The sequence below is a fragment of the Halomonas cerina genome (genome assembly GCF_014192215.1).
Classification (GTDB): Bacteria; Pseudomonadota; Gammaproteobacteria; order Pseudomonadales; family Halomonadaceae; genus Halomonas; species Halomonas cerina.
Window position 1 is genome coordinate 19,890 of the sequence record NZ_JACHXP010000016.1, and the last position, 26,341, is coordinate 46,230.

The 26,341-nt window shown below is 67.6% G+C and carries 25 protein-coding genes and 1 tRNA gene; 10 read left to right on the forward strand and 16 right to left on the reverse strand.

All coding sequences use genetic code 11. From position 1 onward, the window contains the following. Positions 1-43: 43 nt before the first annotated feature. The 13 genes from ispH to rplU all read right to left on the reverse strand — a co-directional run bounded on the left by ispH (position 44) and on the right by rplU (position 12,528). Positions 44-997 carry a 4-hydroxy-3-methylbut-2-enyl diphosphate reductase gene (ispH, locus tag FHR94_RS14545; protein ID WP_183326572.1) on the reverse strand — a complete coding sequence of 318 codons (954 nt, stop codon included), beginning with the start codon at positions 995-997 and terminating at the stop codon, positions 44-46. 53 nt (positions 998-1,050) lie between these two features. Then, a complete protein-coding gene (locus tag FHR94_RS14550) occupies positions 1,051-2,022 on the reverse strand; it encodes a DUF4351 domain-containing protein (RefSeq protein WP_183326574.1) in 972 nt (323 codons plus the stop codon). An 8-nt stretch (positions 2,023-2,030) separates the two neighbouring features. Beyond that, entirely contained in the window at positions 2,031-2,477 is a 447-nt protein-coding gene (gene fkpB / locus FHR94_RS14555; protein ID WP_183326576.1) for an FKBP-type peptidyl-prolyl cis-trans isomerase, read from the reverse strand. 26 nt (positions 2,478-2,503) lie between these two features. Then, positions 2,504-2,995: a signal peptidase II gene (gene lspA / locus FHR94_RS14560; protein ID WP_183326714.1), complete on the reverse strand. Its 492-nt coding sequence runs from the start codon at positions 2,993-2,995 to the stop codon at positions 2,504-2,506. A gap of 76 nt (positions 2,996-3,071) precedes the next feature. Continuing rightward, positions 3,072-5,921, reverse strand: coding sequence for an isoleucine--tRNA ligase (ileS, locus tag FHR94_RS14565; protein WP_183326578.1), 2,850 nt, complete (start codon positions 5,919-5,921; stop codon positions 3,072-3,074). A 10-nt stretch (positions 5,922-5,931) separates the two neighbouring features. Then, on the reverse strand, positions 5,932-6,972 hold the full coding sequence (gene ribF, locus FHR94_RS14570; RefSeq protein WP_183326580.1) for a bifunctional riboflavin kinase/FAD synthetase: 1,041 nt from the start codon (positions 6,970-6,972) through the stop codon (positions 5,932-5,934). A 103-nt stretch (positions 6,973-7,075) separates the two neighbouring features. Beyond that, positions 7,076-8,599, reverse strand: coding sequence for a murein biosynthesis integral membrane protein MurJ (gene murJ, locus FHR94_RS14575; protein ID WP_183326716.1), 1,524 nt, complete (start codon positions 8,597-8,599; stop codon positions 7,076-7,078). Positions 8,600-8,771: 172 nt separating this feature from the next. Continuing rightward, positions 8,772-8,915, reverse strand: coding sequence for a hypothetical protein (locus tag FHR94_RS14580; RefSeq protein WP_183326582.1), 144 nt, complete (start codon positions 8,913-8,915; stop codon positions 8,772-8,774). A 28-nt stretch (positions 8,916-8,943) separates the two neighbouring features. After that, the gene (gene rpsT / locus FHR94_RS14585) at positions 8,944-9,210 is read right to left on the reverse strand and encodes a 30S ribosomal protein S20 (protein WP_183326584.1); all 267 of its coding nucleotides are present in this window, start codon (positions 9,208-9,210) and stop codon (positions 8,944-8,946) included. Positions 9,211-9,435: 225 nt separating this feature from the next. Then, positions 9,436-10,575 (reverse strand): glutamate 5-kinase, encoded by a 1,140-nt coding sequence (gene proB / locus FHR94_RS14590; RefSeq protein ID WP_183326586.1) that lies wholly within the window; start codon positions 10,573-10,575, stop codon positions 9,436-9,438. Between the two features lie 41 nt (positions 10,576-10,616). After that, positions 10,617-11,804: an Obg family GTPase CgtA gene (gene cgtA / locus FHR94_RS14595; RefSeq protein ID WP_183326588.1), complete on the reverse strand. Its 1,188-nt coding sequence runs from the start codon at positions 11,802-11,804 to the stop codon at positions 10,617-10,619. A gap of 121 nt (positions 11,805-11,925) precedes the next feature. Next, positions 11,926-12,183 (reverse strand): 50S ribosomal protein L27, encoded by a 258-nt coding sequence (gene rpmA, locus FHR94_RS14600; protein WP_183326590.1) that lies wholly within the window; start codon positions 12,181-12,183, stop codon positions 11,926-11,928. Between the two features lie 33 nt (positions 12,184-12,216). Next, positions 12,217-12,528 (reverse strand): 50S ribosomal protein L21, encoded by a 312-nt coding sequence (gene rplU / locus FHR94_RS14605; protein ID WP_183326592.1) that lies wholly within the window; start codon positions 12,526-12,528, stop codon positions 12,217-12,219. 295 nt (positions 12,529-12,823) lie between these two features. Here rplU and ispB point away from each other — a divergent pair, with 295 nt between their 5' ends. The 3 genes from ispB to FHR94_RS14620 all read left to right on the forward strand — a co-directional run bounded on the left by ispB (position 12,824) and on the right by FHR94_RS14620 (position 15,931). After that, a complete protein-coding gene (gene ispB / locus FHR94_RS14610; RefSeq protein ID WP_183326594.1) occupies positions 12,824-13,825 on the forward strand; it encodes an octaprenyl diphosphate synthase in 1,002 nt (333 codons plus the stop codon). Positions 13,826-13,917: 92 nt separating this feature from the next. Then, positions 13,918-13,994: transfer RNA gene (locus FHR94_RS14615), tRNA-Pro, on the forward strand. 353 nt (positions 13,995-14,347) lie between these two features. Further along, positions 14,348-15,931, forward strand: coding sequence for a BCCT family transporter (locus FHR94_RS14620; RefSeq protein WP_183326596.1), 1,584 nt, complete (start codon positions 14,348-14,350; stop codon positions 15,929-15,931). A 66-nt stretch (positions 15,932-15,997) separates the two neighbouring features. Here the strand turns inward: FHR94_RS14620 and FHR94_RS14625 are convergent, their stop codons facing one another. Together FHR94_RS14625 and FHR94_RS14630 are read right to left on the reverse strand one after the other, a co-directional pair. Beyond that, positions 15,998-16,450 carry a universal stress protein gene (locus FHR94_RS14625; protein WP_183326598.1) on the reverse strand — a complete coding sequence of 151 codons (453 nt, stop codon included), beginning with the start codon at positions 16,448-16,450 and terminating at the stop codon, positions 15,998-16,000. Between the two features lie 113 nt (positions 16,451-16,563). Continuing rightward, positions 16,564-16,800, reverse strand: a complete 237-nt coding sequence (locus FHR94_RS14630) for a hypothetical protein (protein WP_183326600.1) — start codon at positions 16,798-16,800, stop codon at positions 16,564-16,566. Positions 16,801-16,914: 114 nt separating this feature from the next. Between FHR94_RS14630 and FHR94_RS14635 the strand changes: the two genes are divergently transcribed. Together FHR94_RS14635 and rapA are read left to right on the forward strand one after the other, a co-directional pair. Beyond that, positions 16,915-17,715, forward strand: a complete 801-nt coding sequence (locus tag FHR94_RS14635) for a TlpA family protein disulfide reductase (RefSeq protein WP_183326602.1) — start codon at positions 16,915-16,917, stop codon at positions 17,713-17,715. A 112-nt stretch (positions 17,716-17,827) separates the two neighbouring features. Then, positions 17,828-20,776, forward strand: coding sequence for an RNA polymerase-associated protein RapA (rapA, locus tag FHR94_RS14640; protein WP_183326604.1), 2,949 nt, complete (start codon positions 17,828-17,830; stop codon positions 20,774-20,776). A gap of 158 nt (positions 20,777-20,934) precedes the next feature. Here the strand turns inward: rapA and FHR94_RS14645 are convergent, their stop codons facing one another. Continuing rightward, on the reverse strand, positions 20,935-21,840 hold the full coding sequence (locus tag FHR94_RS14645) for a TIGR01777 family oxidoreductase (protein ID WP_183326605.1): 906 nt from the start codon (positions 21,838-21,840) through the stop codon (positions 20,935-20,937). 90 nt (positions 21,841-21,930) lie between these two features. Between FHR94_RS14645 and FHR94_RS14650 the strand changes: the two genes are divergently transcribed. The 5 genes from FHR94_RS14650 to FHR94_RS14670 all read left to right on the forward strand — a co-directional run bounded on the left by FHR94_RS14650 (position 21,931) and on the right by FHR94_RS14670 (position 26,321). Beyond that, on the forward strand, positions 21,931-22,971 hold the full coding sequence (locus FHR94_RS14650) for an NAD(P)/FAD-dependent oxidoreductase (protein ID WP_246389982.1): 1,041 nt from the start codon (positions 21,931-21,933) through the stop codon (positions 22,969-22,971). A gap of 14 nt (positions 22,972-22,985) precedes the next feature. Then, on the forward strand, positions 22,986-23,372 hold the full coding sequence (locus tag FHR94_RS14655) for a sirohydrochlorin chelatase (RefSeq protein WP_183326609.1): 387 nt from the start codon (positions 22,986-22,988) through the stop codon (positions 23,370-23,372). A 118-nt stretch (positions 23,373-23,490) separates the two neighbouring features. Continuing rightward, positions 23,491-24,405, forward strand: coding sequence for a MerR family transcriptional regulator (locus tag FHR94_RS14660; protein WP_183326611.1), 915 nt, complete (start codon positions 23,491-23,493; stop codon positions 24,403-24,405). A 30-nt stretch (positions 24,406-24,435) separates the two neighbouring features. Further along, positions 24,436-25,854 carry a deoxyribodipyrimidine photo-lyase gene (gene phrB / locus FHR94_RS14665; protein ID WP_183326613.1) on the forward strand — a complete coding sequence of 473 codons (1,419 nt, stop codon included), beginning with the start codon at positions 24,436-24,438 and terminating at the stop codon, positions 25,852-25,854. A 26-nt stretch (positions 25,855-25,880) separates the two neighbouring features. Further along, positions 25,881-26,321 carry a nuclear transport factor 2 family protein gene (locus FHR94_RS14670; protein WP_183326615.1) on the forward strand — a complete coding sequence of 147 codons (441 nt, stop codon included), beginning with the start codon at positions 25,881-25,883 and terminating at the stop codon, positions 26,319-26,321. The last annotated feature ends 20 nt before the right edge of the window (positions 26,322-26,341 follow it).

The following is a 26,341-nucleotide window of genomic DNA, read 5'->3' on the forward strand; positions in this document are numbered from 1 at the left end:
GACCATGACGGCGGTGTTGTCGTGTCGCCCGGAGCAAGCGAGCTCACTCGCTGACGATCACCCGTTCCCGCAGCTCACGGGGCATGGAGAAGGTGATGGTCTCCTCGCGGCCTTCGAGTTCCTCGGGGGCGCTGGCGCCCAGGGCCTTGAGGCGCTCGATCACGCCTTCGACCAGCACCTCGGGGGCGCTGGCACCGGCGGTCACGCCGATGCCGGTCACGTCTTCTAGCCAGGCCGGGTCGATCTGCTCGGCGCTGTCGACCAGGTAGGCGGGGGTGCCGACCCGTTCGGCGAGCTCGCGCAGGCGGTTGGAGTTGGAGCTGTTGGGGCTGCCCACCACCAGCACCAGATCGCAGGTCGCGGCCAGGTCGCGTACCGCGTCTTGGCGGTTCTGGGTGGCGTAGCAGATGTCGTCCTTGCGCGGCCCGTCGATCTCGGGGAACTTCGCCCGCAGGGCATCGATCACCTTGGCGGTGTCGTCCATGGAGAGGGTCGTCTGGGTGACGAAGGCCAGCCGGCTGGGGTCCTTAACCTCCAGGCGCGCCACGTCGTCCTCGTCCTCCACCAGGTAGATGTGGCCACCGTAGGAGGTGTCGTAGCGCCCCATGGTGCCCTCCACCTCCGGGTGGCCTTCATGGCCGATCAGGATGCACTCCTGGCCGCGCTTGGCGTAGCGCAGCACCTCCATGTGGACCTTGGTGACCAGCGGGCAGGTGGCATCGAAGACCTTGAGTCCACGCTGCTCGGCCTCCTGCTGCACGGCCCGCGAGACGCCATGGGCGGAGAAGATCACGATGACGTCGTTGGGCACCTCGTGCAGCTCCTCGACGAAGATCGCCCCACGCTCACGCAGGCTGTCGACCACGAAGCGGTTATGGACCACCTCGTGGCGCACGTAGATGGGCGGCCCGAAGACGTCCAGGGCGCTGTTGACGATGTCGATGGCGCGATCGACGCCGGCGCAGAAGCCACGGGGGTTGGCCAGCTTGATTTGCATGGAGTTAGCTTGCATAGAATTGGATTGCATTGAGGCCTTGCCTTGATCAAAGATCAGTCGAAGATGTCATTCAGGGTGTCGGCTGTCAGGACACGTTCAGCCCATCGATCCAGCTCTTCCACCCCGGCTTGTGCCACCCTTGACTCCACCTCCTCAGGCAACTCACCGAATTTCAGTGCCAGCAGTTTCAACAGCAGCTCGGCACGGCCACTTACCTTGCCCTGCTGCATGCCACGCTGCATGCCACGCTGCATGCCACGCTTTTCGGCTATGCGCTCGAAGGATGTGACATAGGCCATCTGTATTTCCTCCTCGAAACGAAGCAGCTGGACTTCCAGCTGCTCCTCCAACGCCGTCGGCAAAGCCAACATCCAGTCGACCAGGCGCAATAGCTCCAGCACTTCTTCACGGGCGTACCCACGCAGGTAAAGCTGCTTCATCAGGCTGAACTTGCTGACCAAGCGGGCACCGTCATCGCCCTTGGTGTGGTGTGCTTCCAGCTGTGCCAGGACTACGACAGCAAAGGGGTTGGTGCTGTTCTCCAGTACGCTACGTTCCTGAGCCAGCTCCAGCAGATTGACTACCGGAAAACTGAAGGTCAGCCGTGTCTGCCAGAGCTGCTGCTCATGATAACCGATCGCGGCCCGACTGCGCTGGTCGGTCAGAATCGCGATGCTGGCGATGCGCCGGCTCGGGTACTTGTCCTGCAGCCGGTAGTAGTACCGATACATCCGGGCATTGAAGCGTCGATCGGCCCGGCCCTGCACCTCCACATGGACCAGCACCCAGGTCTCGCTACCCTCCAGGGTAAACACCTTGACCAGCTTATCGGTATGGCGCCGCCCGGCGTCAGTATCCCGTACGACCTGCTGCAGCTCCTTATCGAGGAATTCGTGCGGTCGCGACCAGTCGATCTCGGCATGTATCGAGGGTAGCAACAGTTCGAGGAACTGCGGGAAATAGTGTTCCAGCGCCTCTTTCCAGGGTGAGTCGTAGTCGCTGTTACCGGCCGGGGTGTCCTGCATGGGCCACCTCAATGCGTCGTGGCGGGCTTCACGTCGATCACTTCCACCTCGAAGGTCAGGGTACGCCCGGCCAGCGGATGATTGAAGTCCACCTCGACCTGCTCGTCGTCGATCCGCTTGATCACCCCGGGCAGCTCGCCGCCGGCGGCATCGGCGAAGGACATCACCATGCCCACCTCGGGTTCGTCGCTGTCGAAGTCCTCGCGCTTGAGCACCTGAATGTTCTGCGGGTTGTGCTGGCCGAAGGCATGCTCGGGGGTGATCTCGTAGGTGCCGGTCTCGCCGGCGCCCAGGCCCTTGATGGGGTGCTCGAAGCCCGGCGGCAGGTTGCCGTCGCCCACCTGGAAGGTGGCCGGCGCCTTGTCACGGGTGGAATCCACCACGGTGCCGTCTTCCAGCTTGAGGGTGAAGTGCAGGGTCACTTCCATGCCCTCGTCGATACGGTAGTCGCTCATTGAAAGTCTCTGTTTGAAGGGCTCGGTCAGGAGTTTCGCTTGCGCGCGCGACGTTTCTCGCCGAATACCGACTCCCAGATCAGCCCGATGGCGCCTAGGGTGATGCCGATATCGGCGATATTGAAGGCGGGGTAGTACCAGCCGGCCACGTGGAAGGACAAAAAGTCCACCACGTAGCCATGCACCAGCCGGTCGTAGAGGTTGCCCAGGGCCCCACCGATGATCAGCGCCAGAGACACGGCCAGCAGCGTCTCGTCGCGCTTGAGGCGGCGCATCCAGACCGTCAGGCCGATGCTCGCCCCCACCGCGATGGCGGCGAACAGCCAGCGCTGCCAACCGGGGTGGCCGGCCAGGAAGCTGAAGGCCGCGCCGGTGTTGTGCAGCAGAGTCAGGTTGAAGAACGGCAGCACCTCCACCGGCCGGGCGTAGGCCAGCCAGGCACTGGCGGCGTACTTGGTGGCGAGGTCCAGCGCGATCACCGCGGCGGCCAGCCACAGCCAGCGCAGCGGCCGGTGCATGGGGGCCACGTCGGCCGCGCCTGTTTGCTGCTTGTCGCTCACGGCGGTGTCGTCTCCCTGGGTCATGGTGGTCGGCTCACGCAAAGTATCGGGTCTCGCCGGGACCGTCCGGCAGGTTGCTGATGCAGCGGCCACACAGGTCGACATGTTCGGCGTGCGCGCCCACGTCCTCGCGATGGTGCCAGCAGCGCTCGCACTTGGGGTGGGGGCTGGCCGCCACCGCGACCTTCAGCCCCGCAAGCTCGGTGGCCTCGGCCGCACGCCCCTCGGGCTGTTCGCTATCAGACAAGGGCGCCAGGCGCACCGCGCTGGTGAGCATCACGAAGCGCAGCTCGTCGCCCAACCTGGCGAGCGTCGCCTGCAGGTCTTCATCCACGTAGAGGGTGACCTCGGCGGCCAGGCTGCCCTTGATGGTCTTGGCGTTGCGGGCGTCCTCCAGGCACTTGTTGACCGCCTGCTTGATCTCGAGCACCCGCTCCCAGAAGTCGCGCCCCATCTCGGCATCATCGGCCAGAGTAGCGAGCCCTTGGTAGTATTCCTCGAGCAGCACGCTCTGGCCGCGCTTGCCCGGAATGTGTTCGAAGATTTCCTCGGCGGTGAAGGAGAGGATCGGGGCCACCCAGCGCACCAAGGCCTCGACCACGTGGTACAGCGCGGTCTGGGCGCTGCGCCGGGCCACGGAATCGGCCTGGGTGGTGTACTGGCGGTCCTTGATCACGTCCAGGTAGAAGCCACCCAGCTCCCGGGCGCAGAAGCCGTGCACCTGCTGGTAGACGTCGAGGAAGCGGTATTCCACATAGGCGCGCTCGATGCGGGCCTGCAACTGGGCGGCGCGATCTACCACCCACTGGTCCAGGGCCAGCATCTCGCCGAAGGCCAGGGCGTCGCGGCGGGGATCGAAGCCATGGAGGTTGGCCAGCAAAAAGCGCGCGGTATTGCGGATGCGCCGGTAGACGTCGGCGGTGCGCTTGAGGATCTCGTCGGAGACCGCCATCTCGCCGCCGTAGTCGGTCGAGGCGACCCACAGGCGCAGGATGTCGGCGCCAAGCTTGTCCATCACCTCCTGGGGCGCTACCACGTTGCCCACGGACTTGGACATCTTGCGGCCATGGGCATCCACGGTGAAGCCGTGGGTCAACAACCCCCGGTACGGCGGGTGGCCGTCGATGGCGCAGCCGGTGAGCAGCGAGGAGTGGAACCAGCCGCGGTGCTGGTCGGAGCCTTCCAGGTAGAGATCCGCCCGCGGGCCGCTCTCGTGACCGTGGGGGTGCGAGCCGCGCAGCACGTGGCGATGGGTGGTGCCGGAATCGAACCACACGTCCAGGGTGTCGGTGACCTTGTCATAGTCGGCGGCTTCCTCGCCCAGCAGCTCGGCGGGGTCGAGACGGAACCAGGCATCGATGCCCTCGCGCTCGACGCGGCTCGCCGCCTCTTCCATCAGTTCGACGGTGCGCGGATGCAGCTCGCCGGTGGCCTTGTGCAGGAAGAACGGGATCGGCACGCCCCAGTTGCGCTGACGCGAGATGCACCAGTCCGGACGGTTAGCGATCATGGCGTGCAGGCGTGCCTTGCCCCAGGCGGGGGTGAAGGTGGTGGCCTCGATGCCCGCCAGTGCCTGCTCGCGTAGGGTCCGGTCGTCATGACCTGCCATGTCCATGCCCACGAACCACTGGGCGGTGGCGCGGTAGATCACCGGCGTCTTGTGGCGCCAGCAGTGCATGTAGCTGTGGGTGATGGTCGTGTGGGCCATTAGCGCCCCCACCTCGTCGAGCTTGGCGACGATCTGCAGGTTGGCCTTCCAGATCATCTGGCCGCCGAAGAACGGCAGGTCGTCGACATAGACGCCGTTGCCCTGTACCGGGCTCTCGATCTCCTCGAAGCTCATGCCGTGGGCGCGGCAGGTCACGAAGTCGTCGACGCCGTAGGCCGGGGCCGAGTGGACGATGCCGGTGCTGCCCTCGTCGATCGCCACATAGTCGGCGAGGTACACCGGCGAGCAGCGGTCATAGAAGGGATGGGCGAACGCAACCCCGTCGAGCCGCTCGCCGGTCGCGGTGGCGATGATCTCGCCGTCCAGGGCGAAGCGCGACAGGCACGACTCGACCAGTTCCTCGGCCAGCACCAGCAGGCGATCTCCCACGTCCACCAGGGCATAGGTGAACTCGGGGTGGACGTTCAGCGCCTGGTTGGCGGGGATGGTCCAAGGCGTGGTGGTCCAGATCACCACGGCGGCGGGCTTGGGAAGCCGGTCGAGACCGAAGGCCGCGGCCAGGCGGTCGTCCTCGGCACAGGGGAAGGCCACGTCGATGGCATCGGACTGCTTGTCGGCGTACTCCACCTCGGCCTCGGCCAAGGCCGAGCCGCAGTCGAAGCACCAGTTCACCGGCTTGAGGCCCTTGAAGACATAACCGCCCTTGACCATCTCGGCCAGGGCGCGGATCTCGCCGGCCTCGTTGGCGTAGTCCATGGAGCGGTAGGGGTTGTCCCAGTCACCGATCACGCCCAGGCGCACGAAGTCGGTCAACTGCGCCTGAATCTGCTCGGCGGCGTACTCGCGGCACAGCGCGCGGGCGTGCTCGGGCTCGAGGTGCTTGCCGTGGGTGGTCTCCACCTTGTGCTCGATGGGCAGGCCATGGCAGTCCCAGCCCGGCACATAGGGGGCATCGAAGCCGGCCAGGTTCCGCGACTTGACGATGATGTCCTTGAGGATCTTGTTGACGGCGTGACCGATGTGGATGCTGCCGTTGGCGTAGGGAGGACCATCATGGAGCACGAAAAGCTCGCGGCCACGACGCGCCTCACGCAGGCGATGATAGAGGTCCAACTGCTGCCACTGCGCCACCCGTGCGGGTTCCTTCTTGGGCAGCATGCCGCGCATGGGGAAGTCGGTTTCTGGCAGGTTCAGAGTGTGCTTGTAGTCGCTCATATTGTGGGGGTCAGCCGTCGTCGTGGTCGGCGGGCGCACCCGCCGAGGAATCGGGGATCACGGCCTCGCGCGCCAGCGGCGCCGATGCCAGAGGAAGCCTATCGTCGAGCGTGTCACCCGGAGGATGCGCCGCGAAATAGTGCCGAGCACGGGCCAAGTCGGCACGGATCTGCATCTTGAGCGCGTCGAAGTGCGCGAACTTCACCTCGCCGCGCAGCTTGGCGCAGGGGAACACCGTCAGGCGCTCACCATAGAGGTCGCCGTCGAAGTCGAAGAGGTGCACCTCGAGCACCGGTCGCTCACTGCCCACCGTGGGGCGCCAGCCGATATTGGCCACGCCAGGCAGCCGGCGGCCATCGGGCAGGTCGGTGACCACCGCATAGACGCCCTGCAGGGCCAGCGAGAGTGCCGGCTGCGGCAGGTTGGCGGTGGGCACGCCGATGGTGCGACCGAGTTGACGGTCGGACACCACCCGGCCGCCCAGCCGGTAGGGGCGGCCCAGCAGACGCGCGGCGGCGGCGAAATTGCCACTGGTCAGCAGGGTACGCACCCGGGTGCTGGAGACCCGCTCGTCGTCGAGGGTGAAGGTGCGGGTGTGCTCGACACCGAAGCCCCGGGACTCCCCCACCGCGGTGAGCAGGTGGAAGTCGCCGCGGCGATCGCAGCCGAAGCGGAAGTCGTCGCCCACCACCAGGTGGCGCACGTCCAGCCCGTCGATCAGGACGCGGTCGATGAACTCGCGGGCAGTGAGGCTACGCAGGGCATCATTGAAGGGCAGGCAGAGGATACGGTCGACACCGCACTCGCCGAGCAGCGCCACCTTGTCGCGCAGCCGGGTCAGCCGCGGCGGCGCCTGGTCGCCGGCGAAGAACTCCCGCGGCTGGGGCTCGAAGACCACCACCGTCACCGGCAGGCCGAGCCGGGCGGCCTGCTCGCGGCACTGCTCGAGGATCGCTCGGTGGCCACGATGCACGCCATCGAAATTGCCGATGGTCGCCACGCAGCCGCGATCCTCCTCGCGCAGGTTGTGCAGTCCTCGAATCACTCGCATGGGCGTCATCACGCTGGGAAATAAAGTCCACGATTATAACGGACCGGGGGCCCCTTGACAGCCGGCGCGGCATGGTCTTCGCCTACCCCTTCATCCGCTCACTTCAACTTTTCATTCGAAAATGCCGCAGACGCACCCCGAAGGTCGCCAGCCAGGCGAAATAGACCGCCGCGCCGGTCACCACCAGCGCCGACAGCCAGCCGGCGCGCATCCAGACGCTCCAGCCGAGCCATTCGGACCACGCCGGCGCCAGCCAGCCGACCCCCACGCCCATCACCGTGCAGCCGCCGAGCAGCTGCACCCCGTAGCGCCTCCAGCCCGGCTGGAAGACCAGCACCCCCTGCTTCTTGAGCAGCCAGCCCAGCAGGCCGGCATTCAGGAAGGCCGAAAGCGCCGTGGCCAGCGCCAGCCCGGCATGGGCCAGCGGCCAGATCAGGATCAGATTGAAGACCATGTTGGCGACCATGGCGAGGATGCCGACCTTGACCGGCGTCTTGGTGTCCTGGCGGGCGAAGAAGCCCGGCGCCAGGACCTTGATCAGCATGAAGGCCACCAGCCCCAGGGCATAAGCGCGCAGGCTCATGGCCGCCATGGCGATATCGTGCTCGGTCATGGCCCCGTAGTGGAACAAGGTGATCAGCAAGGGTTCGGCCAGTACCGCCAGCGCCAGGGCGGCCGGCAAGCCCAGCAGTAGCACGCTGCGGATCGCCCAGTCGAGCATGGCGCTGAAATGCTCACGGGACTGCTCGGCGTGACGCCGCGACAGCGCCGGCAGGATCACCGTGCCGATGGCGATGCCGAAGACCCCCAGCGGCAGTTCCACCAGCCGGTCAGAATAGTAGAGCCAGGAGACGCTGCCTGCCGCCAGCAAGGAGGCGAGCACGGTGTCCAGCAGCAGGTTGATCTGCGACACCGAGACACCGAACAGCGCCGGCGCCATCAGGGCCAGGATGCGCCGCACCCCGGCATGGGCGAAGTCGGGCCAGGGGCGCGGCAGCAGCCCCAACCGCGCCAGGAAGGGCACCTGGAAGGCCAGCTGGGCCACCCCGGCGATCAGCACCCCCCAGGCCAGCGCCAGGGCCGGTTCCTCGAACAGCGGGGTGAGCGCGAGGGCCGCGCCGATCAGCGAGAGGTTGAGCAGCACCGGGGTGAAGGCCGGCACCGCGAAGCGGTTCCAGGTATTGAGCGTACTGCCGGCGAAGGCCGTCAGCGAGATCAGCAGCAGGTAGGGAAAGGTCAGCCGCAGCATATCGGCGGTCAGCGCCAGCTTCTCCGGGTCACGCCCGAAGCCTGGCGCGAAAACCCACACCAGCCAGGGCGCGGCGAGCATGGCCAGCGCCGTGATCAGTGCCAGCACCGCGGCGAGGCTGCCGGCCACCGCATCGAGCAGTTCGCGCACCTCACGCCGACTGCCCCGGGTGGCGGCCTCCGAGAGCACCGGCACGAAGGCCTGGTTGAAGGCGCCCTCGGCGAACAGCCGACGCAGGAAGTTGGGGATCTTGAAGGCGACGAAGAAGGCATCCGCCCCCTGGCCGGCCCCGAACAAGGCGGCGATCACCACGTCGCGGGCGAGCCCCAGCACCCGCGAGAGCAGGGTCATGGCCCCGACGACCAGGCCGGAGCGCATCAGGCCCGCGGCCTTGGGCGCCACGGCCTTGTCACTCTCATCCACCGGGGCCGGTGGCGACTGCTCGCGATCCGTCACGTCTGCGTCCTCACCTGGCCATGGCCCCGGTGGGAGCGACGGTTCGGCGCTCCGACTTCAGATCGCGAAGGAGGCCGAAGGCCTCCCCGGCGGCTCAGGCAACACCGCCGGGCGCCTGCCGGCGCCATTCGTCGAAGCGTCGAACCGGCAATAAATTGCGCTCCCACAGGAGAGTGTCGGGCTCTTCACGAATAAAAAAACCGGCCGCAGCCGGTTTTTCGTCGGCATGCCCGCGCATGGCGGGCACCCGGAGGCGTCCGGCGTGCTTACGCGGCCAGGGCCTTGACGCGTGCGTTCAGGCGGCTCTTCAGGCGCGCGGCCTTCCTTTTGGAGAGCACGTCCTTGTCGGCGATGCGGTCGATGACCGGCTGCGCCTGCTTGAAGGCGTCCATGGCCTGGGCGTGATCACCGCCGTTGATGGCCTTGATGACGCGCTTGACGTAGGTGCGGACCATGCTGCGCTGCCCCGCCTTCAGGACACGACGCTGTTCGGCCTGACGGGCACGCTTGCGGGCTTGCTTGCTGTTCGCCACTGACTGTCTCCTTGGAGAAAGTTGTTATCGCCGATGCCGGCGATCTATGTTAACTGATTGACTCAACAGGGAAATGCAAAAATCCCCGTCGGCCTGGCCATCCGACCGACTGCCTGCGGGGCAGCCGTCGCTCACGGGCCGTGTCTGAGAGGATGGCGTATCCTATCACGCCCCCTCCCCGCTTGCCATAGCTGTGCCACGCGGCTAGCGCGCGCTGCGGCGCAGCTAGAGCACCACCAGGTTATCGCGATGGATCAGCTCCGGGGCCTCCATATAGCCGAGAAGCGCCTCGATCTGGTGACTGGGCTTGCCGAGAATGCGCCGCGCCTCGTCGGCGCCGTAGTTGGTCAGCCCCTTGGCCACCCGCTGGCCCTGCTCGTCGACGCACAGCACCATGTCGCCGCGCACGAAGTCGCCGGACAACGCCTTGACGCCCACCGGCAGCAGGCTGGAGCCACGGCTCTTGAGCACCTTCACCGCCCCGGCGTCCAGGGTGAGGCTGCCACGCACTTGCAACTGGCCAGCCAGCCAGCGCTTGCGTGCCGCCATGGGCGCCCGCTCGGGCCGCAGCAGGGTGCCCAGCCGCTCGCCGGCGGCCAGCCGGGTGAGCACGTCGGGCTGGCGCCCGCTAGCGATAGCCGTGACCGCCCCGGAGCGGGCGGCCAGCCGGGCCGCGCGCACCTTGGTAGTCATGCCGCCGCGTCCCAGGGTACCGCCTCCGCCGGCCATGGCGGCCAGGGCCGGATCATCGGCGCGCCCCTCAGGAATCAGCCGGGCATGCGGGTCATGGCGGGGGTCGGCGTCGAAAAGCCCCTCTTGGTCGGTGAGGATCACCAGCGCATCGGCCTCCAACAGGTTGGCCACCAGCGCCCCCAGGGTGTCGTTGTCACCGAAGCGGATCTCGTCGGTGACCACGGTGTCGTTCTCGTTGACCACCGGCACGACGCGCAGATCGACTAGGGTGCGCAGCGCCGAGCGGGCATTGAGGTAGCGCTTGCGGTTGGAGAGATCATCGTGGGTCAGCAGCACCTGGGCGGTGAGCAAGCCGTGGCGGGCAAAGTGGCCCTCGTAGCATTCGGTGAGGCCATTCTGGCCCACCGCCGCGGCGGCCTGCAGCTCGTGCACCGCCGAAGGGCGCGCCTGCCAACCCAGGCGCACCATGCCGGCGGCCACGGCGCCGGAAGAGACCAGCACCACCTCCATGCCGCGCCGGTGCAGCGCGGCGATCTGGTCGACCCAGCCACCGATGGCGGGCTCGTCGAGGCCGCGACCGTCATTGGTCAACAGCGCGCTGCCGATCTTCACCACCACCCGGCGCGCCCCGCGCAGGGCCTCACGGCCGGGGGCCTGTTCTTCGGGCGTCATCTCGTTCGCTCCTGATTCACTCACCCCTGGATCACTCACCCCTACTGCACGTACTCGACCTCGACATCATAATCGTCATCATCGTCGTCGACGTCATCTTCGTCATCGCGCCGACGCTTGCGGCCCAGCCGCGCCTCGGTGCGGGCCACGGCCTCGTCTTCCATGCGACGACGCATTTCGCGGGCGAGTGCGGCGGCCTCCTCATCCTCGTTCTCCAGTCGGCGCTGCTCGGTGAGCCAGCGGTGGGCGGCCTGCACCAGCGCGTCGGTGCCGTCGCCACTGATCGCCGAGACGCGAAACACCGGTCCTTCCCAGCCGAGCCGCTGCACGATCGCCTCGGCGGCCGCCTCGCGCTCCGCCTCGGGCAGCAGGTCGAGCTTGTTGAGCACCAGCCAGCGAGGCAACTCGGCCAGCGCCGGCGAGAATTCGCCCAGCTCATGGGCGATCGCCCGGGCAGCCGCTACCGGGTCGCTCTCGTCGAAGGGCGCCACGTCCACCACGTGGAACAGCAAGCGGGTGCGCGTCAGATGCTTGAGGAAGCGCAGCCCCAGGCCGGCGCCGTCGGAGGCCCCCTCGATCAGCCCCGGGATATCGGCCATCACGAAGTGCTCGTGGGGGCCGAGCTTCACCACGCCGAGGTTGGGCACCAGGGTGGTGAAGGGGTAGTTGGCGACCTTGGGCTTGGCGGCGGAGACCGCGCGGATCAGCGTCGACTTGCCGGCGTTGGGCATGCCCAGCAGGCCCACGTCGGCCATCACCTTCATCTCCAGGCGCAGGTTGCGCCGCTCGCCCTCGGTGCCCGGCGTGGTGCGCCGCGGGGCCCGGTTGGTAGAGGACTTGAAGTGGATGTTGCCAAGCCCCCGGCGCCCCCCCTGGGCTACCGGCACCACCTGGCCGATCTCGGTGACGTCGGCGATCACCTCCAGGGTGTCTTCATCGATCACCGTGGTGCCGACCGGCACCTTGACGTGCAGATCCTCGCCAGCCCGCCCGCTCATCTGGCGCCCCTGGCCGGGCTGTCCGTTCTGGGCCTTGTAGAAGCGCTGGTACTTGAAGTCGATGAGGGTATTGAGGGCATCGTCACCGATCAGGTAGACGCTGCCGCCGTGGCCGCCATCCCCACCGTCGGGCCCACCCTTGGGCACGTACTTCTCGCGGCGAAAGCTCAGGCAGCCATTGCCGCCCTTGCCGGCTTCCACGATGATCGAGGCTTCGTCGACGAACTGCATCTGTCACTCTCCTGGCGGCCTGTGCCGCCATGATACAAGAAGGCCCCGCGCTGGCGGGGCCTTCTCTGACCACCCGGCACGGCGCGCGGCCGGCCGGGTGGCACTTGCGGTCCGGGCGGTCTCAGGCGGAGACGACGCTCACGAACTTACGGTTCTTCGGACCCTTGGTCTCGAACTTGACCACGCCTTCGTCCAGGGCGAACAGGGTATGGTCCTTGCCGATGCCCACGCCGGTGCCGGCATGGAACTTGGTGCCACGCTGGCGAACGATGATGTTGCCCGGGGTCACGACCTGGCCGCCGAACAGCTTGACGCCAAGGCGCTTGGATTCGGAGTCGCGACCGTTACGTGTGGAGCCCGCTGCCTTCTTGTGAGCCATTGCAAATACCTCGCTCGTTGAGGGGACTGACGCTTACGCGGAGATCCCGGTGATCTTGACTTCGGTGAACCACTGACGGTGGCCCTGACGCTTCATATGGTGCTTGCGACGACGGAACTTGATGATGGTCACCTTGTCGCCACGACCGTGGGCGACGATCTCGGCGGAGACCTTGGCGCCGTCGACCAGCGGGGCACCGACCTTCACGTCGTCGTCACTGCCTACCAGCAGCACCTCGTCGAACTCGACGGTATCGCCGGTCGGCACTTCCAGCTTCTCGAGCTTGAGCGTCTGGCCTTCCTGAACGCGGTACTGCTTGCCACCGCTCTTGATAACTGCGTACATACTTGTCTCTCCAGGACTCATCGGGAGTTGGCTCTTGATCGGCCTGCTGCGAGTGGCGCCCCTTCCGGCAGCCATCTGACAGGGAGCGTGATGAGTGGGTCGCGGATTATAACGGTAGCGCCTGGATGGCACAACCCACCGGCCCGCGCGGGCAGGGACGCCACCGAGCCGGCCCCGAGGCCTGCCAGCCGCGCCTTGACGCCCCCCGAGGGGGCCCATAGCATGGCCGACAATCTCCGGCCGGAACAGGCCCACAGCGCGCCTCGGCCCCCACCCGACAATCGATGCCACCTACATGCCTGCCAACCGTCCGTCGCCCCACCCCGAGGTCCCCGCCACGCCCATCCATGCGGTGGTCGGCGAGGACTTCGCGGCTGTCAACCGCACGATCATGGATCAGCTGGCCTCACGGATCCCGCTGGTCGAGACCATCGGCCAGTACATCATCGCCAGCGGCGGCAAGCGCCTGCGCCCCCTGCTGGTGCTGTTGGCGGCCCGCGCGCTGGGTTACACGGGCGACCGGCACGTGACCCTGGCCACCCTGATCGAGTTCATGCACACCTCGACGCTGCTGCACGACGACGTGGTCGACGAGTCCCATATGCGCCGGGGCAGGGCTACCGCCAACGACGCCTGGGGCAATGCCCCCTCGGTGCTGGTCGGCGACTTCCTCTACTCCCGCTCCTTCCAGATGATGGTCGAGGTGGGCTCGATGCGGATCATGGGGGTGCTCTCGACGGCCACCTGCACCATCGCCGAGGGCGAGGTGCAGCAGCTGACCAACGTCGGCAACCCCGACATCGACGAGGCGGCTTACTTCGAGACGATCCAGGGCAAGACCGCGATGCTCTTCGAGGCGGCCTCCCACAGCGGGGCGATCCTGGCCGAGGCCACCCCCGAGCAGGAGGCCGCCCTGCAATACTATGGCCGCTACCTGGGCCTGGCCTTCCAGCTGGTGGATGACCTGCTTGACTACCAGGGCGATGCCGACGCCATGGGCAAGAACGTGGGCGACGACCTGGCGGAGGGCAAGCCCACCCTGCCGCTGATCCAGGCCATGGTCGCCGGCACCCCGGAACAGACGAAGCTGATCCGCCGGGCGATCCGCAAGGGCGGGCTCGACCAGCTCGACGCGGTGCTGGCCATCGTCCGCGACACCGGCGCGCTGGACTACACCCGGGCCCGTGCCGAAGAGATGGCCGACAAGGCGCTGGCGCAGCTCGAACACCTGCCGGCGAGCCCCTACCGCGACAGCATGGCCGAGCTGGCCCGCCTGGCCGTCGACCGGCAGAACTGAGCCGCAGAAAGCGGCTCACGGGGCTTGCATGCTCGCACGGCTTGCGTATAATGCGCTCCGTCGGCCAGCACAGGCACGACGCAAGAAACGTTCGGAGTATAGCTCAGCTTGGTAGAGCGCTGCCTTCGGGAGGCAGAGGTCGTAGGTTCGAATCCTGCTACTCCGACCAACGAATTCAATGATTTAGGCCCATCTTCTCTTCTGCTGCCTGAATCTCACGTGACCAGATCGTGACTCAAGGCCCTCGGTCTTCCCGGGGGCTTTCCTATTTTACCTCCTGTTTGCCCTTATCGAGACGCTCCTAAGCTGGCCATCGACCTGCTGCGCCGCTACCACGACCAGCACCATCTGGACTTCGAGGTGGCAGGGTACGAAGGGGCGCCGGCGCAGCTGCGCCACCAGAACCGCAAGCTCATCGCCTCCACCGAACTGGCCTGCTTTCCCGGCTCTAGGCGTGTTGGACGTTGCCGCAATGGTGTGCTCTACACTGCCAGGACAGCCAACGGCTCAGGAGGTGGCGCCATGCGCGACTACCTGCGGAAACATACGAACCCGCCCGTCTTTCTCTTCTCGGCCATCCTGGCTCTCGCCTTCGTCAGCTGGGGCGTGACGGCTCCTTCTCACCTCGGCACGATCGCCTCCGACATCAACGATTGGATCACCCGGGTCTTCGGCTGGTGGTACATGCTGTGCGCCAGCGCCTTCCTGGTCCTGGTGGTGATCTTGATGTGTAGCCGCTGGGGGCGCATCCGCCTGGGGCCCGACGACAGCCGCCCCGACTGGTCCACTCTGTCGTGGTTTTCGATGCTGTTCACCGCCGGCATGGGCATCGGCCTGGTGTTCTTCGGTGTCGCCGAGCCGGTCTTCCACTTCAATGATCCCCCCGTCGGCGAGGGCGGCAACAGCCAGGCCGCCCTCGAGGCCATGGGGATCACCATCTTCCACTGGGGCCTGCACCCCTGGGCCATCTACATCGTCGTCGGACTTTCGCTGGGCTACTTCTGCTTCCGCAAGGACCTCCCCATGCGCCCGGCCGCCGCGCTGTATCCCTTGATCGGCAAGCAGATCTACGGTCCTGTCGGTCACCTCATCGATATCCTGGCGGTCTTCGGCACTCTCTTTGGCCTGGCGACCTCACTGGGGCTCGGTGCCACTCAGATCAACGCCGGTCTCAACGAAGTCTTCGGCCTGGAGATCGGGGCTACCTCCCAGGTCATCATCATCGGCCTGATCACCGCGGTCGCGGTCACCTCGGTCATGCTGGGTCTCGACGCCGGCATCCGCCGCCTGTCGGTGGTCAACATGTACCTGGCGAGCCTGCTGGCCGTCTTCGTGTTCCTGGTCGGGCCGACGATCTTCATCCTCGAGCTGATGGTCAACAGCACCGGCCACTACCTTCAGCACCTGCCGGAAAGCAGCTTCCAGATGTACTCCTTCTCGCCAGCCGGTTCCGAGTGGCTGGGCGACTGGACCCTCTTCTACTGGGGCTGGTGGATCTCCTGGTCGCCCTTTGTCGGCATCTTCATCGCCCGCGTCTCCCGGGGTCGCACCATCCGTGCCTTCATCGGCGGGACCCTGATGGCGCCGGTCGGCGCCTCCATCGTCTGGTTCGCCATCTTCGGTGGTAGCGCCCTGGAGCGAATCCTTTCCGACCCAAACAATCCCTTGGCGAACGCCGGTACCAACGACGCCATGTTCATCCTGCTCAACCAACTGCCCATCTGGCCCATCCTGGGCACCCTGGCTTCCCTGCTGGCGATCCTGGTCGTCTCGCTGTTCTTCGCCACCTCCTCGGACTCCGGCTCCCTGGTGGTGGACATGCTGACCAATGGCGGAGACCCCCATCCCAACAAGGGCCAACGCCTGTTCTGGGCGGTGCTGGAAGGAGTGATCGCCGCCGTGCTGCTGGCCGCCGGCTGGACCGTCGCTGGCGATGCCACGGCGGCGCTCAACCCACTCCAGACCGCCGCCGTGGCCATGGGTCTGCCCTTTTCGCTGGCCTTGGTGCTGATGAGCTGGGGGTTGATTAAGGGCTTGAATCAGGAGCAGGCGCAGAGTCCCGGGCGTCGTGACCGCTACGTCTACCCCTCACCACCACGGGAATGAGTCATCAGGCCCGATCGCTGAAGACGGACCGACTCGGGCGAAAGACACGCAAGAGGAGACACGGCCTCAGGTCACGGTGATGACCGAGCAGTCGGCGGCATGGCTGACCTTGTGGGAGACGCTGCCGAAGACCATGCCGCGCACATCGCTGATGCCCCGGCTGCCCATGACGATGACGTCAACGCCGAGCTTGCCGGCCTCCTTGAGGATCAGCTCCGCGGGACGCCCCTGGCAGACCACCTCCCTGACCTCGATGCCCTCGAGATCGACCGCTTCGCGGGCCTTGGCGATGTTCTCGTGAGCGGTTTCCTTGAGACCCGCCGCCAGCTTCTCGCGCGCTTTCTCGTCGAAGGGTTCGGCGGTGCCGCCGGTGAACAGCCCGATGTTGTCCGGCGGGAACTCGGCCACGGTCATCAGGTGCAGGATGGCGGAACTGGCACGCGCCAGCTGAGCCCCCAAGGCCAGCGCCTTCTCGGCATGCGGGGAGCCGTCGACGGGAACGAGGATTGACTGGTACATGAGTGAGCCCTTTCCTTTACTGGGGATGGCGGGAGCCGGTAACGGCACGTTACCTCCTAGACTAGACGCTGCCACCATGTCGGCAAAGGGCGATATACGACGCCCGCAACCGCTCACTCCTCGTCGTCGGTCAGTTGCCGGCGCGCCATCGCCTTGCGCGCCCGGTTGCGCCGGTAGAGGCGGACCAGGGCGATCCACAACGCCGCTGCCACCATCGCCGCCAGGGTCCAGCCCTGCCAGGGCCGGGCGGCATCGCCCATCAGGGTCTCCAGAGTGATGATCAGGATGAACCCCAGCGCCTGACTGGCGATGGCCAGGGCCCGCAGGGTATCGAAGGCCGGTTGTGCCATGAATGCTCCCGCTGATGACAGCACTGCCCGCCGGCAGTAGGCTTGGCGACACGAATCCGCCGAGTGTAACCGGTCCGGCGCACCGCGCCGACCCTCTGGAGCCGTTGCCACGCCATGGATGCCATCGCCCTGGGCCCGGTGCTGATCGCCGTGCCTCGCCTGTATGCCTTCGCCGCCGCCCTGGTGCTGCTGGCGGCCAGCGCCTTCCTGCTCGGCCTGCCACGCCGCCGCCATGCCCGTTGGTTCAATGGCCTGCTGGTGACCTGGCTGCTTGGTGCCCGGCTCGGCCACGTGCTGACTCACCTGCCGGCCTATGCTGAGGCGCCGCTGGATGCTCTCAAGCTCTGGCAGCCGGGCTTCCACGGGGCCTGGGGGCTGCTGGCGGCGCTGGCCTGGACCGCCTGGACGCTGCGCGACCGTCTCGGAGCGATGCTGGGTGGCATGGGCCTCGCCATCGGCGCCTCGTTGATGTGGTTGACACTGGTGACCCTGGCGCCCCTGAGCGGCGGCATGGCCCTTCGCGAGTTGCCCGACCTCGCCCTGGAAAACCTCGAGGGGGAGCCGGTGAACCTGGCCTCGCTCACCGGCGAGCGGGTGGTGGTCAACCTCTGGGCCACCTGGTGCCCGCCCTGCCGGCGCGAGATGCCACTGCTGGCCGAGGCCGACGCGCGAGATGACGTGACGGTGGTGGTGGTCAATCAGGGCGAGGAGCTGCTGCAGGCCGCTCGCTACCTGGATGAACAGGGCCTCGACTTCCGCCATGCCCTGCTCGACCCGCGACAGCGACTGATGGTGCTGACCGAGTCCCCGGGTCTGCCCACCACCCTACTGTTCGATGCCGAGGGGCACGCGGTGGCGCGCCATGTGGGCGAGTTGACCCGCGCCCAGCTCACGGAGTGGCTGGCAGCGCCTTGAGATCGGTGGGGATGCTTAAGCCCGGCCGGGCTTTGCTGTAAGATACCGCGCCTTGTCGTTGCCGGGCCTGGCCGGCGGTACATGAATCGATCTTAAGCATCTCCGAGGGACCATGAGCGACTTCTCACCCGGCCAGCGCTGGATCAGCGACGGCGAGGCCGAACTCGGCCTGGGTACCATCCTCAACGTCGACGCCCGCAGCGTCACCGTGCTCTTCGGCGCCAGCCAGGAAACCCGTACCTACGGCCTCCGGCACGCCCCCCTCACCCGAGTGGCCTTCGGCAGCGGCGATCGCCTCCAGGCCGCCGACGGCTGGCAGATGACCGTCGACGACAGCAAGGAGGTCGATGGCCTGATCGTCTACATCGGCGAGGACGACAGCGGCGAGCTCACCGAGCTCCCCGAGGCCCGCCTCGCCGACACCATGCAGTTCGATCAGGCCCGCGACCGCCTGCTCACCGGCCAGGTCGACCGCAACGACTGGTTCGACCTGCGCTTTCGTACCCTGCACCACCATCACCGCATCGAGCAGAATCCGGCGCTGGGCTTGGCCGGGGCGCGCATCGATCTGATTCCCCACCAGCTGTATATCGCCGACGAGGTCGCCCGCCGCCACGCCCCCCGGGTGCTGCTGGCCGACGAGGTGGGCCTAGGCAAGACCATCGAGGCCGGGCTGATCCTGCATCGGCTGCTGCTCAGCGGCCGCGCCGAGCGGGCCCTGATCCTGGTGCCGGCGAGCCTTACCCACCAGTGGCTGGTCGAGCTGCTGCGCCGCTTCTCCCTGGAGGTGACCCTGCTCGACGAGGCGCAGAGCCAGGCCCATGGCCAGGCCAACCCCTTCGAGGCCGGCCAGCTGGTGCTGGCCAGCCAGGACTGGCTGTTCGCCAACACCCATCGCCAGGCCCAGGCCGAAGCCTGCGACTGGGACCTGCTGATCGTCGACGAGGCCCATCACCTGGACTGGAGCGAGGATGAGGTCGGCCCCGGCTACGCCTGCGTGGAGCGACTGGCCGCGAAGATCGCCGGCGTGCTACTGCTCACCGCGACCCCGGAGCAGATGGGTCTCACGAGCCACTTCGCCCGCCTGCGCCTGCTCGACCCCGACCGCTATCATGACCTGGCGCAGTTCCGCGACGAGGAGCAGCACTACGTGGAGGTCGCCGAGGCCATCGATGCCCTGGAGCGTTTGCCCGGTGAGGCGGCCGACCGCGAGCGGGTCACCGCGGTGATCGACGAGCCGGATAGCCTGGCGTTGCTTGATACCTTGGCGGATGCCGAGCGGGCAGAGGCCCAACGGCAGTCGGCCCGGGATCAGCTGCGCGACCAACTGCTCGACCGTCACGGCACCGGCCGGGTGATGTTCCGCAACAGCCGGCGCCACGTGGGCGGCTTCCCCGAGCGACATCTCGAGGTCGTTTCCCTCGAGGCGCCCTCCCCCTATCGCCGGGTGCTGCGCCGCCTGGGCCGGGACGAGGATTACCTGGACGAGCTGCTGATCGAGACCGGCCTCGATCACCCCGAGGTGCTGATCTATCTCGACACCATGTACCGGGCGCTGGCCGATGATCCCCTTAACACCGAACCCTGGTGGCAGTTCGACCCCCGCGTCACCTGGCTGCTCGAGCGCCTGGCCGACACCGCCGAGGGCGGCTTCGCTGACGACAAGGTGCTAGTGATCGCCCATGACCGCGAGACCGCACAAGGCCTGGCCGAGGCGCTGCGGGTGCTGGGCGGCTTCCATGCGCCGGTGTTCCACGAGGGCCTGACCTTGGTCGAGCGCGACCGGGCCGCCGCGGCCTTCGCCGACGAGGAGGAGGGCTGCCAGGTGCTGGTCTGTTCGGAGATCGGCTCCGAGGGCCGCAACTTCCAGTTCTGCCGTCACCTGGTGATGTTCGACCTGCCACTGCATCCGGATCAGCTGGAGCAGCGCATCGGCCGCCTCGATCGCATCGGCCAGCGCCACGCCATCCACGTGCATGTGCCTGTGTTCACAGGCAGTCCCGGCGAGAAGCTACTGCGCTGGTACCGGGAGGGAATGGACGCCTTCAGCGCCCCCCACGGCCTGGGCAGCGAGATCTTCGCCGCCTTCGGCGATGCCCTAGCCGACGTCCTGCTCGACGACGAGAGCCTCGACGAGGTCATCGAGGAGACCCGGGCGCTGTTCGAGGCGCGCCTGGCCGAGCGCAACGCCGGACGCAACCGGCTGCTGGAACTCAACGCCTGCCGACACGAGCGCGCCGAGGCGGTGATCGAGGCGATCCGCACCCTGGATGCCGACAAGGCGCTGGCCCGTTATCTGGACCAGGCTCTGGACATCTTCGGCGTCGACAGCCACGAACTCGGTGGCGGCCTTCTGCACCTGCAGCCCAGCCCGCAGATGCTCGACGGCCTGCCGGGCCTGGTCAAGGGCGAGGAAGGCTTCTCGGCCACCCTCTCCCGAGGGCGGGCCCTGGCCCGCGACGATATCCAGCGGCTCTCCTGGGAGCATCCCCTGCTGCGCGAGATGATGGAGCGCATCCTCAACGGCACCATGGGCAACACCGCCCTGGCGCTGCTCAAGCACCCGGCGATCCCTGCCGGGCGGCTGATGGTGGAGCTGGTCTTCCGCACCCACTGCCCGGCCCCGAAGCGCCTGCACCTCAACCGCTTCCTGCCGCCCACGGCGGTGCGGGTGCTGCTCGATGAGTCTGGCGCCAACCTCACCGACAAGGTCTCCTTCACCGGCCTTGCGAAGAACCTGCAGAAGGTCAAGAAGGCGGTGGCCCGGGACCTGATCAAGAGCCGCCTCGCGCAGCTGCGCGAGCTGATCGATAGGGGGGAAGGCGAGGCCGAGCGTGAACTGCCGAGCATCATCGAGGCGGCCCAGGGCCGGATGCGCGCCGAACTCGATGCCGAGCACACCCGCCTCGAGGCGCTGGCACGCCGCAACCCCGCGGTACGCGAGGATGAGCTCACCGCCCTGCGCGATGAGCGCCAGGCCCTGGACGCGGCCATCGAGACCGCCCGGCTGCGCCTGGATGCGGTGCGAGTGATCGTCACCGTGGGTGACGAAACACGGTGACGTCGGCGAGCCGGGGCTGATCCGGGGACAGGCCTGCGAGCGGGGCCGGCCCTCCGGAGGCGCTGTGAACCCCTCCATGGGCGCTACCGATGCCATCCCTGGCATAGGACCTCCTCTTCGGCCTGTCCCCGACGCCCCTCGATGCTTTTCGGGAAGTATCACCCCAGGATATCGGCCAGGGCTTCCTCCAGTGTCGGGAAACGGAACGTGAAGCCGGCCTCGAGCAGCCGCGCCGGACGCATATCGGCACCGGTCAGCAGCAGCCGGGACATCTCGCCGAAGGCGGTCTCCAGCACGATGGCCGGCACCGGGAAGATCGCCGGCCGGTGGAGGTGGCGCGCCAGGGTGCGGGTGAACTCGGCGTTGGTCACCGGATGCGGGGCACTGCCGTTGAAGGGTCCCGAGAGGTCGTCGCGCTCGATCAGAAAGAGGATGGCCCGCACCACGTCCTCGCGATGGACCCAAGGCATGAACTGCTTGCCGCTGCCGAAGCGCCCGCCGAGCCCCAGCTTGAAGGGCGGTAGCATCTTCTGCAGGCTACCGCCCCCGACATCCAGCACCAGCCCGAGGCGCAGGATGGCCAGGCGCGTGCCGAAGGCCTCCACCTCCTGGGCGACCTCCTCCCAGCGCTTGCAAAGCCGGTGGGCGAACTCGTCATGGGGCGGTGTCTGTTCGGTGACCTCTCTATCACCCTGGTCACCGTAGTAGCCCATGGCGGAGGCGGAGACCATCACCGCCGGCGCATGGCCGTCGCTGGCCTGCAACTGCTCGCATAGGCGCACCACGTCACGGGTGACATTGACCCGGGAGTCGATCAGCCGTTCCTTCTGTTCCTCGCTCCAGCGCCGGGCCGCGATGGACTCGCCGGCCAGGTTGACGACCGCCTGCGGCGGCGTGTCGACAAAGTCCAGCGCCGAGCGGCGAATCTCGGTCCCTTCCGGCAGCCGGTCGCGCACCCGCTCCGGGTCCCGCGAAACCACCAGCAACCGGTGACCGGCTTCCTTGAGTCGCCGGCACAGGCGTTGCCCGACGAAGCCGCTGCCTCCTGTGATCAGTACACGCATGCGGTGCCCTCCCCCTGCCTCACTGAGTTATACAGCCATTGTACACTTCTGCTAGTCTAGCGGATGAGACCGACTACCCGCGAGGTTGCCATGTCACATGCCCCAGGTTCCACCGCCATCATCGGGGCCGGTATCGCCGGCCTGGCCTGTGCCCGCCACCTCCAGGCCGCCGGCGGGTCGGTGACGCTGTTCGACAAGGCCCGAGGGCCAGGTGGGCGGATGGCCAGCCGTCGCCTGGGTGAGGCGGTAGTGGACCTCGGCGCGCAGTTCTTCAGCGTACGCGATGCGGCCTTTCGGTCGGAGATCGAGCGCTGGCAACGCGCCGGGGTCGTCGCGCGATGGCCTACCTCATCCTGGCAGGCGGGCCCCGAGGGCTGGTCACGCCACGACGACGGCCGTCCCCGCTGGTGCGGTGCGCCTCGCATGAGCGCAGTGACCCGCCACCTCGCCCATGGCCTCGAGCTTCGCTGCGCCACTCGCATCGCCTCCCTCGATCACCGGGAAGACCGCTGGTGGCTGGTCGACGCGGCCGGTCAGCGTCAAGGCCCCTTCGCCTGGGTGGTGATCGCCACTCCCGCCCCCCAGGCCCGAGCTCTGTTGGCCGCCCATGAGCCGGCGCTGGCCGACGCTTGCGACCAGGTGATCCAGCGCCCCTGCTGGACCGGCTGGGTGCTGTTCGACCGTCCCCTGCCCTCGCTACCGGATGTCGAGGATGGTTGGCAGGCGCTGCGCCTGGCTGAAGGCCCGTTACGCTTCGTCGCCCGGAACCAGACCAAGCCCGGCCGCGACGACCAGGGCGAGAGCCTCAGCCTGCTGGCCCGGCTGGAATGGAGCCGGGTGCATCTGGAAGAGGCGGCCGAGGCCGTGGCCTGCCAGCTGCTCGACGCCTTCCGCGACAGTCTGCCGACCGGCACCCGCCTGCCCGAGCCGGTCGCACGGGGGGCTCACCGCTGGCGCTATGCCCAACCCGATGTCTTCGCCGCCGGCGAGCCCGTCAACCGCGACTACCGACGCGCCTCCACGGGGCTCGCCCTGTGCGGCGACGCCTGGCGTGGCCCACGCATCGAAGATGCCTGGCTCTCGGGCCACCATCTGGGCGAGGCCCTTGTCCACCAACCGACCCTCACCTGAACGGAGACCCCGCCATGCGCGACGCCCTGATCCTGCTGGCCCACGGCTCCAGCGACCCGAACTGGCGCGCCCCCTTCGAGCACTTCGCCGACGCCCTCGCTGGCCGGCTGACGACCCCGCTGCGCCTGGCCTACATGGAACTCTGCGAGCCTTCCCTGGAGGCCACCGTAGCCGAGCTGGCCGAAGCCGGTGTGAGACGCGCCGAGATCCTGCCGCTCTTCTTCGCCGCCGGACGCCATCTGCGCAAGGACGTGCCCGCGCAGGTCGAGGCCCTGGCGGCGGCCCACCGCGGCATCACACTGACCCTGCTGCCGCCGGTAGGCGAACATCCGGCCTTCGTCGAGGCCCTGGCCGCGGTGGTGGCCGAGCAGGCGGAGACGACCGGGGCCCGCGAAGCCTAGGCGCCCTTGCCTTGTACATCCTGAATGATTTGTACAAAATCAGATACCGCCATCGTACCGGCGCCCCAGGACCACGCCTCGCCGCGACGCGGAAGGCATCAGGAAGGCAGAGGCAAGCATGAGTGACAAGGCGACCCACCCAGCCGACACGCCGCTCTACCCGATCCGCGAGGTCTCGCGACTGACCGGCGTGAACTCGGTCACCCTGCGTGCCTGGGAGCGCCGCTACGGCTTGATCCGCCCGCAACGCACCCCGAAGGGGCATCGCCTCTATGCCCGTGAGGACATCGATCGCATCGAACGCATCCTGCAATGGCTCAATCGCGGCGTGCCGGTCAGCCAGGTCCGCGACCTGCTGGAGCAGCCGGACAGCGTGGAGGCCCCGCCCCCCGCCGCCGGCGACTGGGAGAGTCAGCGACGTCAGCTGATCGCCGCCGTCGAGGCCTTCGACCAGCCTCGCCTGGAAGCCCTGTTCAACCAGGCGCTGGCGCTCTACCCGGTGGCTACCTGCATCGAGGAGCTGTGGCAACCGGTGGTCCGTGAGCTCGAGGAGGGCTGGGACGACCACCTGGGCGCCGTCCTGCAGCGTCGTACCCTGGAGGCCTTCCTGCGCACCCGTATCGGAACCCGTCTCTACCATGCCAACCAGGTCGCCCGGGGGCCGATGCTGCTGATCGTGTCGCTACCCGACGATCCCGGCCCGCTCTGGGTGCTGTTGGTAGCCCTGGCCGCCAGCGACCAAGGCTACCGGGTGCAGCTGTTCGATACTCCACTGCCCTTCACGGAGCTTCCCTTGGCCGTGGAACGCTTCCATGCCAGCGCCCTGCTGCTGGTCAGCGGACAGGCCGAGAAGGCCGACCTGGTGCGCCGCCAGCTGCCGCGGCTCGCCGAACAGCTGGCGGTGCCCCTGGCGCTATGTGGCCCGGTGGCACGCATCCGCGAGGCCGAGCTGGATCCGACCCGGGTCGAGGTGCTCGGCGATGACTTGCCCCAGGCCATGGCACGCCTGCAGCCCCTGACTCAGGACGCCTGAATCGCCGCCGCCTGCCACTCGGAGCCGATCATGTCCCCGACCCTGCTCTGGTTCCGCAGCGACCTGCGCATCCACGACAATACCGCCCTGATAACCGCCGCCCGCCGAGGACCGATCATCGCCGTCTTCCTGCGCAGCCTGCCCCAGTGGCAGGCGCACGGGCACGGAGCCAACAAGCTGGACTTCTGGCATCGCGGCGTGGCGGCCCTGGGCGAGGCCCTGGCCGGGCTGAATACCCCGCTGCTGCATCGCGACATCACGACCTTCGATGAGGCGCCCGAGGTCCTGCTTGCCCTCGCCCGGGAAACCGGCGCCGCGGCTCTGCACTTCAACCGCGAGTATCCCCTCGACGAGGTCCGCCGCGACGCCCGGGTGATCGAGGCCTTCACTGCCGCCGGCTTGACCGCCACCGGCCACCACGACGCCGTGGCCTTCGCCCCCGGCGAGCTGCTCACCGGCAAGGGCGACTATTACGGCATCTTCACGCCCTTCGCCAAGGCCTGGCACCGCCAGCTCACCGCCGAGCGCCTGACCCTGCGCGACACGCCGGCCCCCCAGCCCCGCCAAGCCATCGCCCCGGACCCGCTGCCGGCGTCGCCCGAATTGACGGACACGCCGGTGGACGGGCGACAGTGGCCTGCCGGCGAGGGACCGGCCGCCGACCGCCTGGAACGCTTCCTGCGCTTTCGCGGCCGCCACTACGCCGATCAACGTGACTTCCCGGCCATTCGGGGGACCAGCGAGCTCTCGCCCTACCTGGCGCTGGGCATGATCTCGCACCGCCAATGCCTGCAGGCGGTACTCGCCGAGAACGATGGCGCCCTGGCCGGCGGCGACGCCGGCCTGACCGCCTGGGTGAACGAGCTGGTCTGGCGGGAGTTCTACCAGCATGTGGTGGTGGGTTTCCCCCGGGTCTGTCGTCACCGCGCCTTCCAGGCCCATACCGAGGCACTGCCTTGGCGCGACGACGACGCCGGCTTTCGCGCCTGGTGCGAGGGACGCACCGGCTACCCCATCGTCGACGCCGCCATGCGCCAGCTGGTGGCCACCGGCTGGATGCACAACCGCCTGCGCATGGTCACCGCCATGTTCCTCACCAAGCACCTGCTGATCGACTGGCGGCGCGGCGAGACCTTCTTCCTGCGCCACCTGGTGGACGGCGAGTTCGCCGCCAACAACGGCGGCTGGCAATGGGCGGCCTCCACCGGCACCGACGCCGCTCCCTACTTCCGCATCTTCAACCCGACCACCCAGTCGCAGCGCTTCGACCCCGATGGCCGCTTCCTGGCCGAGTGGCTACCCGAGTTGGCGGCACTGCCGGCCAAGGCACGCCATGCCCCTGGCCGTGACCTACTGGACCGCCTCGACTATCCCGCACCTATCGTCGCGCACAAGGCGGCCCGGACCCGGGCGCTGGACGCCTTCAAGGCCCTGCCCCCCGACCGCTGACCCTGCCCGCTACCGAGGATCCTCCCATGAGCCATGACCCCGCGCTGGAAGCCTTCTGCGCCTTCTACAAAAAGCTAGACAAAAACTGTACAGAAAAGCTATACAGGATATATACTCAAGACGTGGAATTCGTCGACCCGCTTCACCGGATAAATGGACTGCCGGCCCTGGAAGGCTACTTCCGGACCCTGTACGAGAACGTGACAGCGTGTCGCTTCGACTTTCATGACCGCCTGCGACAGGGGGACCACGCCTTCGTCACCTGGACCATGCACCTGGCGCATCCGCGTCTGGCGGGTGGCAAGGAGATCTCGGTGGAAGGCGGCTCGCACCTGGTTTTCGCCGGTGACGGCTCGGGGCGGGCAAGACGGCACCAAGACTATTTCGATGCTGGTGCATTGCTCTACGAGCACCTGCCGGTGATCGGACGGCTGATAGGCGCGATTAAGCGACGCGCGGGAGGGTGACCCCAGGCCACCGTCTCCCG

Excerpts from the sequence above, each read along its gene's own strand:
- rplU (WP_183326592.1), bottom strand. The coding sequence starts at position 12,528 with ATGTACGCAGTTATCAAGAGCGGTGGCAAGCAGTACCGCGTTCAGGAA.
- proB (WP_183326586.1), bottom strand. The coding sequence starts at position 10,575 with ATGACGCCCGAAGAACAGGCCCCCGGCCGTGAGGCCCTGCGCGGGGCG.
- FHR94_RS14625 (WP_183326598.1), bottom strand. The coding sequence starts at position 16,450 with ATGTACCAGTCAATCCTCGTTCCCGTCGACGGCTCCCCGCATGCCGAG.
- ribF (WP_183326580.1), bottom strand. The coding sequence starts at position 6,972 with ATGCGAGTGATTCGAGGACTGCACAACCTGCGCGAGGAGGATCGCGGC.
- ispH (WP_183326572.1), bottom strand. The coding sequence starts at position 997 with ATGCAAATCAAGCTGGCCAACCCCCGTGGCTTCTGCGCCGGCGTCGAT.
- FHR94_RS14635 (WP_183326602.1), top strand. The coding sequence starts at position 16,915 with ATGGATGCCATCGCCCTGGGCCCGGTGCTGATCGCCGTGCCTCGCCTG.
- rapA (WP_183326604.1), top strand. The coding sequence starts at position 17,828 with ATGAGCGACTTCTCACCCGGCCAGCGCTGGATCAGCGACGGCGAGGCC.
- ispB (WP_183326594.1), top strand. The coding sequence starts at position 12,824 with ATGCCTGCCAACCGTCCGTCGCCCCACCCCGAGGTCCCCGCCACGCCC.
- phrB (WP_183326613.1), top strand. The coding sequence starts at position 24,436 with ATGTCCCCGACCCTGCTCTGGTTCCGCAGCGACCTGCGCATCCACGAC.
- FHR94_RS14580 (WP_183326582.1), bottom strand. The coding sequence starts at position 8,915 with ATGCGCGGGCATGCCGACGAAAAACCGGCTGCGGCCGGTTTTTTTATT.
- fkpB (WP_183326576.1), bottom strand. The coding sequence starts at position 2,477 with ATGAGCGACTACCGTATCGACGAGGGCATGGAAGTGACCCTGCACTTC.
- murJ (WP_183326716.1), bottom strand. The coding sequence starts at position 8,599 with ATGCGCTCCGGCCTGGTCGTCGGGGCCATGACCCTGCTCTCGCGGGTG.
- FHR94_RS14655 (WP_183326609.1), top strand. The coding sequence starts at position 22,986 with ATGCGCGACGCCCTGATCCTGCTGGCCCACGGCTCCAGCGACCCGAAC.
- FHR94_RS14660 (WP_183326611.1), top strand. The coding sequence starts at position 23,491 with ATGAGTGACAAGGCGACCCACCCAGCCGACACGCCGCTCTACCCGATC.
- rpmA (WP_183326590.1), bottom strand. The coding sequence starts at position 12,183 with ATGGCTCACAAGAAGGCAGCGGGCTCCACACGTAACGGTCGCGACTCC.
- FHR94_RS14670 (WP_183326615.1), top strand. The coding sequence starts at position 25,881 with ATGAGCCATGACCCCGCGCTGGAAGCCTTCTGCGCCTTCTACAAAAAG.
- FHR94_RS14630 (WP_183326600.1), bottom strand. The coding sequence starts at position 16,800 with ATGGCACAACCGGCCTTCGATACCCTGCGGGCCCTGGCCATCGCCAGT.
- ileS (WP_183326578.1), bottom strand. The coding sequence starts at position 5,921 with ATGAGCGACTACAAGCACACTCTGAACCTGCCAGAAACCGACTTCCCC.
- FHR94_RS14645 (WP_183326605.1), bottom strand. The coding sequence starts at position 21,840 with ATGCGTGTACTGATCACAGGAGGCAGCGGCTTCGTCGGGCAACGCCTG.
- FHR94_RS14620 (WP_183326596.1), top strand. The coding sequence starts at position 14,348 with ATGCGCGACTACCTGCGGAAACATACGAACCCGCCCGTCTTTCTCTTC.
- cgtA (WP_183326588.1), bottom strand. The coding sequence starts at position 11,804 with ATGCAGTTCGTCGACGAAGCCTCGATCATCGTGGAAGCCGGCAAGGGC.
- FHR94_RS14550 (WP_183326574.1), bottom strand. The coding sequence starts at position 2,022 with ATGCAGGACACCCCGGCCGGTAACAGCGACTACGACTCACCCTGGAAA.
- lspA (WP_183326714.1), bottom strand. The coding sequence starts at position 2,995 with ATGCACCGGCCGCTGCGCTGGCTGTGGCTGGCCGCCGCGGTGATCGCG.
- FHR94_RS14650 (WP_246389982.1), top strand. The coding sequence starts at position 21,931 with ATGTCACATGCCCCAGGTTCCACCGCCATCATCGGGGCCGGTATCGCC.